The following is a 16,705-nucleotide window of genomic DNA, read 5'->3' as shown; positions in this document are numbered from 1 at the left end:
TTGCTTTCAGGGCAATATTTAACCTTATAATACTAAAAGGAAGGAGATCTCTCCTTCCTTTTAGTAACAACTTATATCCACCTTACCCTATCATGTAACAATCCATCAGTAAAATTATTATGCCCTATTACAAAATCCTTCATATATAAATTTAAATACTCACCGTACTTACTTTCTGTATTTAATAACAACTCCTCGACGTAATAAGCACCTTGTTCAAATTGATCTAAAAGTAAACTAGACAAGCCCGCATAAATTCCGCACCCTACCTGAAAATACGTTGCATTCGTTTTATATTTACGAAAAACTTGGCTACTATTCATTACATTATACATATATGTCTCACTATTTTCATAAACGAGTAACACACCGACCAAGTCCTCTCCAGCAACCTCTTCTTCCGCTGGATTAAACACTTTACGATTCCAGTTCCATAAATCTTCTACTTGATCTAAGTTCTGTCTAATTATATTTGTTGTATACTCATTAATTCGGTAAAGAAAACCAACTTCCATATTGAAGTTTTTCCCTAAAATTAATACTTCCTCATGTGGCATTAAACAACCATAGAATTCTTTTTCTCCTAACTTCACTTTATACTCTGAAGCATATACATCTTCATAAAAGTAAAGAGGCCGATGATGACTCATATACATCGGATAACTCCAGATTGCTTCATCTAAAAATCGCTCTACTGCCCATGAAGCATAAAGTGTATGTGGCTTTATAAGTGCTGTATCATGCAAAAACGACGTGTCATGTTCTACAATATAACATGCTCTTGGCCTTTCATTTGGTCGTTCCTTCATAAGCTCAACAACCATCCATTGAACAACACCTGGATTCATACCTGAACCTATAATCGCTTTTGTATTTGTAAATTTCTCTTTCTCCTTCTCAAACCTTGTATATCTTTCCGTAAGCTGAAAGCCGATTAAGCTGTCGTCCTGATCTACTGCTTCATTTTCCAAGGCTGAATTAATATAACAAATTCCTAATTCATTACAGCAGCTTAATACTCTAACTGTATCTGCCCCTGAAACATCAATCACAACACTCGTACTTTTTTCTTTTAAATGTTGTTTAAATTCCACTACATTTTGAAGGTTTATCTCATATAAATATAATTGATCTTTCAAATTCGAAAACAACTCATCGTAATAATTCCTATCTTTTTGTTTTATATCCACCAAATGAAATTTAGCATTCTTTAATACTTCATAAATTGGATCTTTTTCATTTGCTATCGCTTGATTTAAAATTGCTAAAACTGCTTTTGCTGCTCCACCAGCACTACCAAGCAATGTAATTGATAACGAATTCGGAAACTGCTCCACAAACAAAACCCCTTTAATAAATTAGTTGAGCAGCTCCTCCTCAAAAAATAAATTGAATACATAAAAAGATAGCTCGTACACAATTTTTATAAGTTAGTGCAAAGTTACCTTTTAAAAAATCACACTATACTATGTTTATATTCAATTCATTTTCCCCTCATATCCAAATTAAACTAAAACAAATAGGCTCGACCTTTTCTTCTCCGGATAAAAGAAAAAGCCAGCCCTTTCAACTAATCTACGGACAATGGACGGATTTTACATGTTGAATATTCACATACATTTTTGCATCACGTGCTTTTGATATTTCAATATGACCTTCATCAATTTTCGCCATTTTTCCAATTTTATTGGACTCCTCACCTAAATCGAACACCATAATTTTCCCAGCCATTTTAATAAGCTGTTCTTCAAACGTTCTAGCTAACGTAATATTTAACGGATTTACGGGGAGTTCATTTTTATTGAGGGCATACGGTACTTGGTTTTCTTTATACGGAATTAACCATTTTAAATGCTTTAAAGATATATATACCGTTTTATAAACCGGACTATAAAAAACAATATAGTCGTTCATCACACTTGTAACATAACCATGTATTGGAGCATTTCCTGCTACATAAACTTCTGTAAAAATCCCTTTAGAAGTACTTAATACTTTTCTCAAAGAAATTGAAGGGGATTCCCTCTTAATTACAGAATCAACATCTGGTTTTAGTATGTCTTCGTCATGTGCTCTTAAAAATTTATAGTATTGTACATGATATAAAGATATATATACATAGTCTTGTCCATTGTAAAGAACAATAATGTCATTTCCTACGTCTATTAATATACCTTTAAACCTTTTTTCACCGATTAATTTAACATATATATTTTCCCCAATACTTTTGTTTAACTCATTCATCTATATCCTCCTTCCTATGAATTTCAGCTTTACTATCTTCCATTTCAAAAAAATAATCAGGGCAATGTTCTGTCTTAATAGTAAGTAATTCCTTTTCATACTATCGAAATAAGAAATTGTTCTTCTCTTTCCCTCATAATGCCCCTCTTATTTATTAAACATTATTCATCTTCATTCTTTTTACATTTCACTACTTGACTCACACTCTTAATATGATAATTAATGATATAAATAACTTCATCACCGTTTACTAGCGTAATACATTCTTCATGCACTTCACTTAATAAGCCTTCTACACACTCTGGGCCGCCACGATTAATCTTTACCCACTTATACTTCAAGTCACGTAATACATCGACAAAAGTATCATCATCAGAGCAGAAACATGAAACATAGCCATCGCCACATTTACTTTCTTTCACTTTCTTAACTAGACTTTTCACATGTTTCAATTGGTAATATACTAATTCACCAAGAGGAAGTTGTAATGTAAGGTAATCTCTTCCTAACGATACAAGTACCCCCACTCGACTCTCTGGTCCACGAAGATTTACTTTTACAGTCTCACCGACTAAGCCTTTAATTTGTTCACAGCATAATATACTTTCCAAATTTATATCCTCCTTTCTTATTATCTTCCTCTTCTTGACTGTCTTTGTGCGCGAGCTCGACCTGAATTATTACTTTCACTTTCGCTTTCACTTTCGCTTTCTTCGCTCTCTCTACAAGGTACTGTTACACTCTTAATATGAGATACTGCAACTAATATAACTTCTTCTTTTACAATTAGTGTCACAAATTCACAAGAAACATCTTGTAAAATACCTTCAACTTTCTCTGGGCCACCACGATTAATTTTCACCCAGCAATATTTGAAGCTTTGAAGTAACTTTTCAAAGTCATCTTCACATTCCAACCATCTGCAATCATCTGCTTTACAATCTTTCGCATTTTTTGTAATACTTTTCAGATGACGAATCTGATAGTAATAGAGCTCTCCTTTTTCATTCTTTAATACAAAGTAATCCGAACATACAGCGACTATTGTCCCTTTTTGAGATTCTGGACCACCCCTGTTTACTCTCACAAAAGATCCAATTAAGTCTTTCAGAAAATCACAATGAAATAAACTCACGAGAAAACCCCTTCCATTAATTTATAAGCTTTTGCACTGATAGTATATGTATCTGTACAGGTTACGTTCTCTATGTTTGTCCTAGCTAGAAAAAAATATGCTTTTAACATGGTAGACTACTACCTATCAAAATTTGAAGAAAGGCTAAGAACTCCTTATGTTTTTGATATCTTCAAACAAAAAATCCCTTATGAATATACATTTCTGCATATCTTCATAAGGGATTTTCCATAGTTTAATCTTCGTCTTTAACATCCATATCTTCTGGAATTGGTTCGTTCAATATTTCTTCCACTAATTGCTTATATTTCTCCATTTGTTCTAAATGTGTATTAAATTGTTCTTTATTTACTAAATATTGCTCTCCATCGAATAGCGCACGAATTTTCTTTTGCTGAATTAACTCTTCAATATACGATTTTGGTAAATTCAAATACTCCGCAGTCTCTTCTACTGTTATATACAATGCGTTCATTCCTTTATTATTTTTTCATCTATACTGTATCTTACTTTACTTTATTTTTGTAAACAAATAAAAAAGATTTTGTAAATGCAGTTCAAAAAGCAGGTAGATGCATTCCATATATTGTATAGTATTATATAGTAAGAATTTTTTAAATATAGAATGGTATTACCCATTTACACAAAGGAGAGTTAACATATGGCTACTCGTCACATCATTACAATGTTAGAAAAAACACTACAAGTTGAAACAGAAAACACAATTTCTCATTTAAATGTATCTTTATCTGATCGTTTTCTTTCTCAAAGCACAGCAATACATGAAAACAATTGTTATCATACAATTGGTGAATGGTACAAAAATCATTTCTTATTCCAACAAGATGATTTCCTTTGGGCTAAATATGCCTTCTATGACGCATATTGTGAAGCCATCAAAAAACAAGGTCATCTTACAAAACGTGTTCGCCAAATATTAGAATCATTAGCTCGAATGCATGGAAAACAGTATATTGCTTCTATACTAAATATGCCATTTCCTAATGAACGCGCTAAAGGGACAGCGTAATTTATCCATGTTCTGCGTAAGCAAAACATAGCTAAATTGTTTTCTAGGATGCTTTACCAATAAAATGTTCATATCATATGAACTGATGAAACCGGTGTCATTATAATGATAGAAAATATAGTAAACAGGAAAACCCCCACGTACATCTCTCATCCATTGGAATAGAGAAATACGTGGGGGTATACTTGTTCCTTATTATTTCATCATCTGCTTAATCAGTTCGCGATTTCTCTTCTTAAATACTTCATTATGAGAAGAAACCATTCCATACTCACTTGCATCTGGTTGGATAAATTGTTTTGCTTTATTCACAGCATTTCCAGCATCTTGGAATGCACCTGCAATTAAGTGTAGTTTCCCTTCGTGCTTTAAAATATCTCCAGCAGCATATAATCCATCTACTGAAGACTCACTATTTGCATTACCTGCAATATAATAATTATCTATAATTGCAACGTCTAACTCACTATTTTCTAATAATGTAATGTCGCGTTCATATCCATGATTAATAATAACTTCATCAATAGGTAAATGAGAAACCTCACCTGTTTCATGATTTGTTAATTCTACATATTCGATCGCTTCATGATTATCACCAGCAATTAATTTTGTAATCGATGTATTAAAGAAACACTCCGCTGAGCTGTTCATAAGTTGTTTTACTTGTGCTTCATGACCAGATAATTCTTCTTTTCTATAGGTTACATACACTTTTTTCGCAATTGGTTCTAATTCATTTGCCCAATCAACAGCAGAATTGCCTCCACCGGAAATAATAACTGTTTTACCTTTAAAACGCTTTAAAGATTTAACTGTATAATTTAAATTTGATACTTCAAATCGCTCAGCACCCTCAATAGATAACTTTTGCGGTTTCAATATACCACTTCCTGTTGCGACGATAACTGTTTTTGAAAAGTGTTCTTCCCCAGTACTTGTTTTTAATGTAAAAGTACCATCTTGATTACGAATAATTGATTCTACTTTTGTATCTAATACAACTTCTGGCTTAAATGTTAACCCTTGCTGTACAAGTTGTTCAATTAACTTATCACCTGTAACTGGTAATAGTCCTCCTACATCCCAAATCATTTTTTCCGGATACACATGTATTTTTCCACCTAAATGTGGTTGAAATTCTATTATTTTCGTTTTCATTTCTCTGAGTCCACTATAAAAAGCTGAATAAAGCCCTGCAGGTCCTCCGCCTATCACGGTTACATCAAACAATTCTTCTCGATTCATTCGTGCTCACTCCTCAGCTACTAATCATTGATTATCATTCTCAATAAAATATAACCTGTTTCCGCAAAATTTACAATCAAAATTACTATTGACAATACACCTATATAAAATTATATTATTTAAAGAATCAATAGTGATAATCATTATCATTTTGTTAATAATTAGCAAATTTGAGATTACATCTTCTTTCATTAATATGGTTATTACTATATTATAAAATCTCATATTCAAGATTTTTAATAAATTATTTTGCATTACCACTACTATTTCAAAAAGATTACAGTTAAACAAATTATTGTATACACATATCATCTATGTTAAAGGAGAAAGACGATGAAAAAGTTATTTATTTCACTAACAGTCCTTTTCGTTCTTGTTATGAGCGCTTGTAGCAATGGCTCTACAAACAAAAAGAATGATGCAAAAGGTAGTAACTCAGAAACAATTACATACCAATCTGAAAATGGTAAAGTAGAAGTTCCTGCAAATCCAAAACGCGTTGTTGTTTTATCATCATTCGCTGGTAACGTAATGTCATTAGGCGTAAATCTTGTTGGGGTAGATTCATGGTCTAAACAAAACCCACGTTTTGATAGCAAACTTAAAGATGTTGCTGAAGTATCAGATGAAAATGTTGAGAAAATCGCTGAACTAAATCCAGATTTAATCATCGGTTTATCAAATATTAAAAATGTCGATAAGTTAAAGAAAATCGCGCCTACTGTAACATACACTTACGGAAAAGTTGATTACTTAACACAGCATTTAGAAATCGGTAAGTTATTAAACAAAGAAAAAGAAGCAAAAACTTGGGTTGATGACTTCAAGAAACGTGCACAAGAAGCTGGTAAAGAAATTAAAGCAAAAATCGGTGAAGATGCTACAGTTTCTGTTGTAGAAAACTTCAACAAACAGCTTTATGTATACGGCGAGAACTGGGGCCGCGGAACAGAAATTCTGTACCAAGAAATGAAATTAAAAATGCCTGAAAAAGTAAAAGAAAAAGCATTAAAAGAAGGTTACTACGCATTATCTACTGAGGTATTACCTGAATTTGCTGGTGATTACTTAATCGTAAGTAAAAATAAAGATACTGATAACTCATTCCAAGAGACAGAATCATATAAAAACATCCCAGCAGTAAAAAATAATCGCGTATATGAAGCAAACATGATGGAATTCTATTTCAATGATCCACTTACATTAGATTTCCAACTAGACTTCTTCAAGAAGAGCTTTCTTGGTAAATAATACAAACATGAGGAATTCTTAATTTAAGAATTCCTCTTCCTTTATTCTACGAACAGAAAAGATGTGAAACGAATGACAAAAGATCATGACAATCCACGTTCTATAGCTTTTACATACAAACTAATTTTAAGCTTAATTGCATTCTTTCTTATTTTTATGGTTGCAATGGTATTAGGTGCTGCAGATACTTCGATAAAAGATGTATGGTCAGCACTCACTTCCTCCGCTAAAGGAGACAAAATATCTATTATTCGAGAAATACGTTTACCACGTGAAGTTGCTGCTATTTTTGTAGGAGCTGGATTAGCCGTTTCTGGAGCAATTATGCAAGGATTAACACGAAATCCACTTGCAGATCCTGGATTATTAGGGCTATCTGGTGGAGCAAATGCTGCGCTTGCACTGACACTTGCTTTCAACCCTTCCATCAGCTATCTTTACTTAACATTAGCTTGCTTTATCGGTGCTGCAATTGGCGCAATTATGGTATTTGGAATTGGTATGGTGAAAAAAGGCGGCCTTTCTCCTCTTCGAATTGTATTAGCGGGTGCTGCCGTTTCAGCATTTCTACTCGCAATTTCAGAAGGAGTCGGCATTTACTTCAAAATTTCACAAGAGGTATCACTTTGGACTGCTGGGGGCGTAATTGGAACAACTTGGGGCCAATTAAAAATTATTATTCCAGTCATTTCAATTAGTATCTTTATCGCTATCTTACTAGCAAAAAAATTGACAGTTCTTAGTTTCAGTGAGGAAGTGGCTATTGGACTAGGTCAAAAAATTATTGTTATTAAAACTATTTTATTTATCATTATTATCTTACTTGCAGGTGCATCTGTAGCGCTTGTTGGAAATATGGCATTTATCGGCTTAATGGTACCTCACATGGTACGCCCAATTGTCGGTCCAGATTACCGATTTGTTATACCGATGTCAGCAATTGCTGGAGCTTCCTTTATGCTACTTGCAGATACAGTCGGACGTACTATTAACGCTCCATACGAAACACCAGTTGCAGCAATTGTCGCGATTGTAGGGTTACCATTCTTCCTATTCATTGTACGCAAAGGAGGAAAAACATTCTCATGATGCAATCTATTTTAAGAAAACAGCGTCTCATTATACTCACTTTACTTATAGTAATCATCACAACCATTGTAGTTGGAATGGGACTTGGTTCAGCATCTTTATCTTATGATCGACTACTCCCAACATTAATGGGGCAAGGGACTTTTAAAGAGGAGTTTGTTTTATACTCTTTAAGGCTACCTAGAATTGTCATTACATTATTAGCTGGTATGGCTCTCGCTTTATCAGGAGCTATTCTTCAAGGAATTACTCGAAATGATTTAGCTGAACCTGGTATTCTTGGTATTAACTCTGGGGCCGGTGTTGCTGTTGCTATTTTCTTTTTATACTTTCCAATAGATGTAGGTTCATTTCTCTACTTACTACCTGTAGTTGGATTTATCGGAGCATTTCTGACAGCTGTTCTAATTTACGTATTTTCATATAGTAAATCAACTGGACTTCAACCAATCCGATTAACATTAACCGGTATCGGTTTTGCATTTGCACTATCTGGAACGATGATTGTCCTTATTTCATCCGCGGATCGTATGAAAGTAGACTTTATTTCAAAATGGATTGCCGGAAATATTTGGGGAGATGACTGGATATTCGTTTTAGCAATGCTCCCATGGCTAATCGTATTAATTCCGTTTGTTTTCTATAAAGCAAATCGATTAAACATTTTAGCATTAAACGAACCAGTCGCAATCGGTGTTGGAATTGAAATTGAAAAAGAACGTAGGTACTTATTAGTTGCAGCTGTTGCACTTGCAGCTGCAGCTGTTTCCGTAACAGGAGGAATTAGCTTTATCGGATTAATGGCTCCTCATATCGCGAAATCTTTAGTAGGCCCAAGACATCAAATCTTCATGCCTATCGCCCTTTTAATCGGCGGATGGCTATTATTATTAGCAGATACAATTGGAAGAAATATCGTTGATCCTAATGGCATTCCAGCAGGTATTGTCGTTGCTTTAATTGGGGCTCCTTACTTTATGTATTTGTTGCTTAAAAAAGCTTAAAAGACACCCTCAAGATCTTTTCTTGAGGGTGTCTTTGTTTCATTCTACTGCTGCCCATATCCTTCAAACTTCCTCGCCAAATTCTCCATCTCATCTTCTGGCAATAGCTTTGGTTCCCCAATGCTTTTCGTTTGATAATAAATTTGCGCACAAAACTCAATCTCTTCTGCAACAGTAAATGCCATTTTTATATTATTTGCACCTGCAATTAAACCGTGGTTCGCAAGTAAAACAGCACGGCGATCAATCATGCCTTCAAAAGCAGCCTCTGCTAATTGCTTCGTACCAAATGTTTCATACGGTGCACAGCGCACATTCGGTCCTGCGAAAGCAATTAAATATGACACAGCCGGAAGCTCCCATCCTAATGACGCAATCGTCTTCGCGTAAGGAGAATGTGTATGCACAAGCGCATTTATATCTTCACGCTTCCTATAGTAAATAAGGTGCATATCTAATTCACTTGATGGTTTTCTCTCTCCTTCTACTACTTCACCATTTAAGTTTAATATAACTACATCTTCAGGCTTTGTTTCATAATACTCTAAACCACTTGGGCTAATCGCAACAAGACCTTGTTCACGATTAAAGATACTAATATTACCACCCGTCCCCTTTGTTAAACCACTAGAAATCATTTTCTTTCCATACGCTACAATTTCTTCTCTTTCTTTTTGTAATAACATATACATCCCCCTAAGTATGAAGCTTATGATGACTGACTTTTATATTTATCTACTTATTGAAATATCTTTTTTAAATTCTCCGTAAACGGTGCCTTTACAATCCCTTTTTCTGTAATAATCGCTGTTACATTTTCATGTGGAGTAACATCAAATGCTGGATTATATACTTTACTTTCTTTCGGAGCAGAATATTGTCCGAAGCGATTAATCACTTCAGAAGCATCTCTTTCCTCGATGGGAATTTCTTTTCCTGTCGGTGTTTTTAAGTCAATTGTCGGCGTTGGCGCTGCTACATAAAACGGAATGTTGTAGTATTTCGCTAAAATAGATACGCCTAATGTTCCAATTTTATTTGCTATATCACCGTTCGCTGCCACACGGTCGCATCCAACAATTACAGCGTCAATCTTCCCTTGTGACATGACCATAGCCGCCATATTATCCGTAATGACAGTAACATCAATTCCCGCTCGCTGTAGTTCTAATGCCGTTAACGTTGACCCTTGTAATCTTGGACGTGTTTCATCCGAAAAGATTTTTAAGTCCCATCCTTTTTCTTTTGCTAAGTACATTGGAGCCGTCGCAGTACCATACTTAGTCGTCGCTAACGCACCAGCATTACAATGTGTTAATACTCCCATTCCATCATGGAATAATGTTAATGCATGTTCTCCAATTTGACGGTTAATTTCTTCATCTTCTCTATGAATTTCTTTTGCCTCTTCTAGTAATCTATCTTTCAACTGTAAGATTGATAAATGAATATTATCTGCCGCTACACTTTCCATTCTTTCAAGTGCCCAAAATAAATTTACTGCAGTCGGTCTTGATGTCGCCAAGTATGTACATACCTTTCTTACTTCATCCATAAATCCTTCTTCCGTACTTTCAGCAAATTCCTTTACCCCTAAATACACTCCATAAGCTGCTGAAACACCAATCGCTGGTGCACCTCGTACTTTCATTACTTGAATGGCATCCCACACACTTTCAGCTGTTTTAAATGATTCATAGACAATTTCATTCGGTAATAACGTTTGATCTAACAAAACTAAAGCATCATCTTTCCACTGAATTGGTATTAATTGCTCTTCCATCATATTCTCCCCTTACTCCGCGTAGTGCATTGACTGTTCTTTTAACGTTTCTACAAAACTTGTACCTGTTCTATATTGATTCGCTCGTAAAATAAAACTCTTCGCTACTTTAAGACAAATTCGCTCCGCTCTAGCACGTGCTTCCTCATTCCCAATACAAGTAATATCTTTTACTTTCGCTAATCCAACAATACGGCGGATTAATTCAAGACCTGTCACTGCAGCTGTATCCTCTAATACAGATTGTAAATATACTTCGTTAAAGCCTTCTTCCTTCGCCATAATCTCGGTCACATGAATATCCCAAGCATCTAAAAACTTCTTCTTAAATAAATCAATTACCTCTACCATCGTAGTTTGTAACCAATCCATATACGTATCTTTCTCAGCTCCAGGTGGCATCGTTGCATCTGCATTCACCCAAGCAAACATTAAATTCGCCATTACATTCCCAACGTCATATCCCATAGGTCCATAAAAAGCAAACTCAGGATCAATAACCTTTGTAGAATCATCTCTTACAAAAACAGAACCAGTATGTAAATCACCATGAAGCAATGCCTGTGCATTCGTCATAAAAGAAAATTTACGTTTCGCTACTTCCATACGAAGCTCTTTATCACTATAAATATGCTCCCTAATCCATCCCTCATTTAAAGGAAATAACTCATTACGCTTATTATGATTTGTAAATGGTTCTGAATATACGAGATCCTCTGTAATCTCACATAATTCAGGATTTATATAATTCTTCACAAGTTCCTTCTTCTCTTTATGATTCATTACAACATCAGATGTTAATAAAAGTGTATTTACCATAAAAGTAGTTAAGTCGTCAGCAAGCTGCGGAAATATTTGATGATTTATAAGTGCTGTACGTAATATTGTGTGATCCGATAAATCTTCCATTACGCAACAGTTCATCACACTATCAAATAAATACACCTTAGGAACAAGTCCAGGTGCTAACTCATCCTCTAACTGCAAAACATCTGATTCTATGCGAATACGATTCGTCGACAACTTAAACTCATCTGAAATGCGAGCTGTATCCCCAGCTTGCTTTACGATGACAGAGATGTTCTCTTTTTCATCCCAAACGCGGAACACATAATTTAAATTGCCATCACCTATTTCTTTACACTTTAGCCCCTTTGCATGTTCAAACTTAGATAATTTCTCTTTCACATATGCAATCACATCTTTAGCTTCCATTAAAAAATACTTTGTGAACTTAGACATGGTTTCCCCTCCACACCAATTGTAAGCGTTTTCTAAAAGCTATAAAAAATAATAGGTTGAATTTTTTCATCCTATAAATATGTATTCTTCTTTTTGAAAGGTATATCTAGGTTTTATTATATCTCGTTAGCACTTTGAGTCAATATTTCTAACTATCAGCGTAATATACTTCCTAATTATATATTTGAGATGACAAAAATTGTTCAAAAAGATTTCGATTCATTTTATTTTATTTATCGCACAATTCTTTGTAAAATAGAAATAAGCAGTTCCTTTTCAAATACATAACTTCTAAGAAATATTTCCTTCCTAAGAATTTACACTTACACCATATCTCTAACATACACACTACTCTTTCAAACAATCATTGAAAATTTATAAACTTAAAGTTACCTTTCCATTCCCTGTTAGCCTTAATTGAGAATAAATATTAATTAAATCGGTATAAAGTTGGTTTATTCTCTTGACAAAATAACCACTTCTATATGATAATTAATATCGAATTAGAATTATTATAGTTAATTAAAAAATATATTTTATGAGCACACTATTTTTTGATGCTCAAAACCAACATTTAGGAGGAATTTTAATATGTTATTAATCGGCACAGAAGTAAAACCGTTTAAAGCTAATGCTTACCATAATGGAGAATTTATCCAAGTTACTGACGAAAGTTTAAAAGGAAAATGGAGTGTAGTTTGTTTCTACCCAGCTGACTTCACATTCGTTTGCCCAACTGAACTTGAAGACTTACAAAACCAATACGCAACTCTAAAAGACTTAGGCGTTGAAGTATACTCTGTATCTACAGACACTCACTTCACTCACAAAGCATGGCATGATAGCTCAGAAACTATCGGCAAAATCGAGTACATCATGATTGGTGACCCAACTCGCACAATCACTACAAACTTCAACGTTTTAATGGAAGAAGAAGGTCTTGCTGCTCGTGGTACATTCATCATCGATCCAGACGGCGTTATCCAATCTATGGAAATCAATGCTGACGGTATCGGCCGTGACGCAAGCATTCTTGTTAACAAAATTAAAGCTGCTCAATACGTACGTAACAACCCAGGTGAAGTTTGCCCAGCTAAATGGCAAGAGGGTTCTGCAACACTTAAACCAAGCCTTGACCTTGTAGGCAAAATCTAAGGAGTTCGATCAAAATGATACTAGATGCAGATATAAAAACACAACTATCCCAATACCTTCAATTAATGGAGAACGATATTTTACTTAAGGTAAGCGCAGGAGACGATAACGTATCTAAAGATATGTTAGCTCTAGTAGACGAATTAGCTACTATGTCATCTAAGATTACAGTAGAAAAAGTTGAATTAGAGAGAACACCAAGCTTTAGCGTAAACCGCCCTGGTGAAGACACTGGTGTCGTATTCGCTGGTATTCCATTAGGACACGAATTTACATCATTAGTGTTAGCTTTACTACAAGTAAGTGGACGCGCTCCAAAAGTTGAACAAAAATTAATCGATCAAATTAAAAACATTCAAGGCGAATATCATTTTGAATCTTATATCAGCCTAAGTTGTCATAACTGTCCTGATGTTGTACAAGCTCTTAACGTAATGAGCGTTCTTAACCCTGGTATTACACATACTATGATTGATGGCGCTGCATTCAAAGAGGAAGTAGAAAGCAAAGACATCATGGCAGTACCAACTGTTTACCTAAACGGCGAATCTTTCGGAAGCGGTCGTATGACACTTGAAGAAATTTTAGCTAAAATGGGTAACGGTCCAGATGCATCAGAGCTTTCTGATAAAGATCCATACGATGTTCTTGTTGTTGGTGGGGGCCCTGCTGGTGCAAGTGCAGCAATTTACGCAGCACGTAAAGGCATCCGCACTGGTATCGTTGCTGAGCGCTTCGGTGGTCAAGTAATGGATACTATGGGCATTGAGAACTTCATCAGCGTAAAAAAGACTGAAGGTCCTAAGCTAGTAGCAAGCCTTGAAGAACACGTAAAAGAATACGACATCGATGTAATGAATCTACAACGTGCGAAACGTTTAGAGAAAAAAGAACTTATTGAAGTGGAACTTGAAAACGGCGCTATTCTGAAAAGTAAGAGCGTAATCGTTTCTACAGGTGCTCGCTGGCGTAATGTTGGCGTACCAGGTGAAGCTGAGTTCAAAAATAAAGGTGTAGCATATTGCCCACACTGTGACGGTCCATTATTCACTGGAAAAGACGTAGCAGTTATCGGCGGAGGTAACTCTGGTATTGAAGCAGCTATCGACTTAGCAGGTATCGTTAAGCACGTAACTGTTCTTGAATTCATGCCAGAATTAAAAGCTGATGCTGTATTACAAGAGCGTCTTAACAGCTTACCAAACGTAACTGTTCTGAAAAACGTTCAAACGAAAGAAATCACTGGTACTGATAAAGTAAACGGTATTTCTTACATCGATCGTGAAACTGAAGAAGTTCATCACGTTGAATTACAAGGTGTATTCGTACAAATCGGTCTTGTGCCAAACACAGACTGGTTAGGCGAAACAGTTGAACGCGTTCGCGGTGAAATCGTAACAGACAAGCACGGCGCTACAAACGTACCAGGAGTGTTTGCTGCAGGTGACTGTACAAATAATCCGTACAAACAAATCATCATCTCTATGGGTTCAGGTGCAAACGCAGCTTTAGGTGCATTTGATTACTTAATCCGTAACTAATAAAAAACAGGTGCCTTGGCACCTGTTTTTTTATTACCCTAATGTATAAACTAAAAACCTCTCATTCCCATTCTTCTCATAAGCACCTGGCAATCTAACTTCTTTCTTCAGCTCAAACGCAGTCTGATTTTCTAAGAAGAAAATATAGTCCTCAGAAGGATAATATAAAATAATATCCACTTCTCTCCCCGTATTTTCTACTGAAAGCAAAATGTTATTTACTACATTCATAAACACTTGCACAGAAAACGGATTAAAGAAATAAAACCTATTATCATGTGGATCAATCTTATATTCCTGCGCTAAACAACATTGGAATTGAATTTTCCCCTTACTGTTTCGTTCCTTTCGGGCATAACGATCTCGATTATCCATCGCTTCTTTATAAAATTCTTCATTCATTTCAATTCCAACTGCTGAAGCCCCACATTTATGATGCATATAAAAGTTTAATCGCCCTTTTCCGCACCCAAAGTCTACAATTCGGTCGCTACTTCGTATTTCATATTGATTCAATAACTCATCTAACCCGCTATACGGCGTCGGTTCGTAGCGGTGATAATGCATAGACTTGTTAAACCCTTTTTGCTCACCGACTGTTTTTATATGTAAAACTGCATCGTAATATTGTTCGTTCATTCGTTTTCTCCTATTAAAAAATGGTACTTATTATTATACACCATGCACTGGAGGCTCATTTTTCATCAAATTAATAGGTACGTGAAATTATATTAACGATTTTCTTAATATATCTATCGTAACTTCAAATATATCAACGATTTTCTCAATATATCGATTTACCGACAATTCACGACAAAAAAACAGGAGCTCTTTAGCCCCTGTCTTCTAACACTTTCAATACAGTTTGTTTCAATATTTCTACCCCATCCATAATACAACTATGATCAAATCTCATATACGGATGGTGTAATCCAGGTTGTAGGTCTGCTCCTAGTCCAAGCATGACAGCTTTTAAATGTGGTCTTTTCACTGTATAGTAATGGAAATCATCGCTTCCTGTCGTATAGAGAGGCCCTGTGCATCTCTCTTCCCCATACACTTCGAGAATACCTTTACGCATAAAGCGCTCTGCTTCTTCGGAAACCTCTGCTCCTGGTGCAAGATCCATCCATTCGTATGAAGTTTTTGATCCCATCGATGCAGCTGATTCTATTACATGCTCAATCTTTTTCTTTAATTCTTCTAATAGTATATTACTCTCTGCTCTTACATCTAAACTGAAATGACCATTTCCCGGAATAATATTTAAATTATCACCACCAGCTTGGCATCTCGTCATTTTTACTGAATAAGAACTTTGCGGTGGCAGCCAAATATTTTTCAAACCGACATTAATCATGGAAATGACATCAATCGCATTCACACCTTGGTGTGGTCTTGCCCCGTGTGCATCCTCCCCATGAATCATACCCTCTAAAAATCCTGCTGCTCCATGGCGAATAGATGAGGCTGCTTGTTTCAAAGATAGTTCTTCAATTGGTCTTAGATGGACGCCAAATAAGAAATCGGCATCATCTACAGCACCTTTCTCCACCATCTTCAAAGCACCATTACCCTTCTCTTCTGCCGGCTGAAAAATAAATCTAACCGTACCACTTTTCCATCTCATATTTTTCAATTGTAAAATAAGTCCCATTACAATGGTCATATGAGCATCATGGCCACATGAATGGTTCGCTTTAAATTCTCCATTTACTTCTTGCCAAAGTGCATCCATATCAGCACGAATCGCAATAACTGGATTCCCGCCTCCAATCTCAGCAATTACACCTGGACAATCATCAAATGTTCTATATGAAATTCCTTCTTCTTTTAAAAAGTCAGTAATATACGTTGTCGTTTCATATTCTTTCCAACTTACTTCAGGGTTTTCGTGTAAATGCTGAAAAATCTCCGTTAAGCGCTCTTGTAGTTCTAATGTTTTCAACGTTCCAGTCTCCTTCCCACATTACAAACGATTCGGGT

General features: G+C 35.4%; 17 protein-coding genes. 6 read left to right on the top strand and 11 right to left on the bottom strand.

All coding sequences use genetic code 11. The features are described 5' to 3' along the window. Positions 1-71: 71 nt before the first annotated feature. The 5 genes from HFD78_RS21825 to HFD78_RS21805 all read right to left on the bottom strand — a co-directional run bounded on the left by HFD78_RS21825 (position 72) and on the right by HFD78_RS21805 (position 3,854). Entirely contained in the window at positions 72-1,337 is a 1,266-nt protein-coding gene (locus HFD78_RS21825) for a hypothetical protein (RefSeq protein WP_000434717.1), read from the bottom strand. Positions 1,338-1,575: 238 nt separating this feature from the next. After that, positions 1,576-2,244 (bottom strand): LSm family protein, encoded by a 669-nt coding sequence (locus tag HFD78_RS21820; protein WP_001004265.1) that lies wholly within the window; start codon positions 2,242-2,244, stop codon positions 1,576-1,578. 161 nt (positions 2,245-2,405) lie between these two features. Next, a complete protein-coding gene (locus HFD78_RS21815; RefSeq protein ID WP_000443836.1) occupies positions 2,406-2,855 on the bottom strand; it encodes a hypothetical protein in 450 nt (149 codons plus the stop codon). A 20-nt stretch (positions 2,856-2,875) separates the two neighbouring features. Beyond that, positions 2,876-3,379, bottom strand: coding sequence for a hypothetical protein (locus tag HFD78_RS21810; RefSeq protein ID WP_000051535.1), 504 nt, complete (start codon positions 3,377-3,379; stop codon positions 2,876-2,878). Positions 3,380-3,614: 235 nt separating this feature from the next. Then, a complete protein-coding gene (locus HFD78_RS21805; RefSeq protein ID WP_001998970.1) occupies positions 3,615-3,854 on the bottom strand; it encodes a helix-turn-helix domain-containing protein in 240 nt (79 codons plus the stop codon). A gap of 186 nt (positions 3,855-4,040) precedes the next feature. Between HFD78_RS21805 and HFD78_RS21800 the strand changes: the two genes are divergently transcribed. Continuing rightward, positions 4,041-4,409: a hypothetical protein gene (locus HFD78_RS21800; RefSeq protein WP_000235475.1), complete on the top strand. Its 369-nt coding sequence runs from the start codon at positions 4,041-4,043 to the stop codon at positions 4,407-4,409. A gap of 195 nt (positions 4,410-4,604) precedes the next feature. Here the strand turns inward: HFD78_RS21800 and HFD78_RS21795 are convergent, their stop codons facing one another. Further along, the gene (locus tag HFD78_RS21795; protein WP_001078268.1) at positions 4,605-5,654 is read right to left on the bottom strand and encodes an NAD(P)/FAD-dependent oxidoreductase; all 1,050 of its coding nucleotides are present in this window, start codon (positions 5,652-5,654) and stop codon (positions 4,605-4,607) included. A 333-nt stretch (positions 5,655-5,987) separates the two neighbouring features. Here HFD78_RS21795 and HFD78_RS21790 point away from each other — a divergent pair, with 333 nt between their 5' ends. The 3 genes from HFD78_RS21790 (at position 5,988) to HFD78_RS21780 (ending at position 8,998) form a co-directional block, all read left to right on the top strand. After that, on the top strand, positions 5,988-6,905 hold the full coding sequence (locus HFD78_RS21790) for an iron-hydroxamate ABC transporter substrate-binding protein (protein WP_000732590.1): 918 nt from the start codon (positions 5,988-5,990) through the stop codon (positions 6,903-6,905). A gap of 72 nt (positions 6,906-6,977) precedes the next feature. Continuing rightward, complete coding sequence (locus HFD78_RS21785) at positions 6,978-7,994, top strand: FecCD family ABC transporter permease (protein ID WP_000158994.1); 1,017 nt, start codon at positions 6,978-6,980, stop codon at positions 7,992-7,994. After that, on the top strand, positions 7,991-8,998 hold the full coding sequence (locus HFD78_RS21780; protein WP_000983759.1) for a FecCD family ABC transporter permease: 1,008 nt from the start codon (positions 7,991-7,993) through the stop codon (positions 8,996-8,998). Before HFD78_RS21785 ends, HFD78_RS21780 begins: the two co-directional genes overlap by 4 nt. A gap of 44 nt (positions 8,999-9,042) precedes the next feature. On the opposite strand, the gene HFD78_RS21775 is transcribed toward HFD78_RS21780, so the two are convergent. Genes HFD78_RS21775 through mtnK form a run of 3 tightly spaced genes read right to left on the bottom strand, consistent with a single transcriptional unit; the run spans position 9,043 to position 12,023 of the window. Next, a complete protein-coding gene (locus HFD78_RS21775) occupies positions 9,043-9,684 on the bottom strand; it encodes an L-fuculose-phosphate aldolase (protein ID WP_000926566.1) in 642 nt (213 codons plus the stop codon). Between the two features lie 53 nt (positions 9,685-9,737). Continuing rightward, positions 9,738-10,784, bottom strand: a complete 1,047-nt coding sequence (gene mtnA, locus HFD78_RS21770; RefSeq protein ID WP_002196141.1) for an S-methyl-5-thioribose-1-phosphate isomerase — start codon at positions 10,782-10,784, stop codon at positions 9,738-9,740. Between the two features lie 9 nt (positions 10,785-10,793). After that, positions 10,794-12,023 (bottom strand): S-methyl-5-thioribose kinase, encoded by a 1,230-nt coding sequence (gene mtnK / locus HFD78_RS21765; protein WP_000033218.1) that lies wholly within the window; start codon positions 12,021-12,023, stop codon positions 10,794-10,796. 591 nt (positions 12,024-12,614) lie between these two features. Between mtnK and ahpC the strand changes: the two genes are divergently transcribed. Both ahpC and ahpF read left to right on the top strand, forming a co-directional pair. Then, complete coding sequence (ahpC, locus tag HFD78_RS21760) at positions 12,615-13,178, top strand: alkyl hydroperoxide reductase subunit C (RefSeq protein ID WP_000924420.1); 564 nt, start codon at positions 12,615-12,617, stop codon at positions 13,176-13,178. A gap of 14 nt (positions 13,179-13,192) precedes the next feature. Beyond that, the gene (ahpF, locus tag HFD78_RS21755) at positions 13,193-14,719 is read left to right on the top strand and encodes an alkyl hydroperoxide reductase subunit F (protein ID WP_000599501.1); all 1,527 of its coding nucleotides are present in this window, start codon (positions 13,193-13,195) and stop codon (positions 14,717-14,719) included. Between the two features lie 33 nt (positions 14,720-14,752). Here the strand turns inward: ahpF and HFD78_RS21750 are convergent, their stop codons facing one another. Further along, positions 14,753-15,358, bottom strand: a complete 606-nt coding sequence (locus HFD78_RS21750; RefSeq protein ID WP_001005633.1) for an SAM-dependent methyltransferase — start codon at positions 15,356-15,358, stop codon at positions 14,753-14,755. Between the two features lie 193 nt (positions 15,359-15,551). Next, a complete protein-coding gene (locus HFD78_RS21745) occupies positions 15,552-16,667 on the bottom strand; it encodes a M20 peptidase aminoacylase family protein (protein WP_000853546.1) in 1,116 nt (371 codons plus the stop codon). Positions 16,668-16,705: the final 38 nt, after the last annotated feature.

The sequence above is a fragment of the Bacillus sp. EKM501B genome (assembly GCF_011800505.1).
Taxonomy (GTDB): Bacteria; Bacillota; Bacilli; order Bacillales; family Bacillaceae_G; genus Bacillus_A; species Bacillus_A cereus.
Note: the sequence above shows the minus strand (reverse complement) of the source record. Positions and strands in the feature narration are given on the sequence as shown.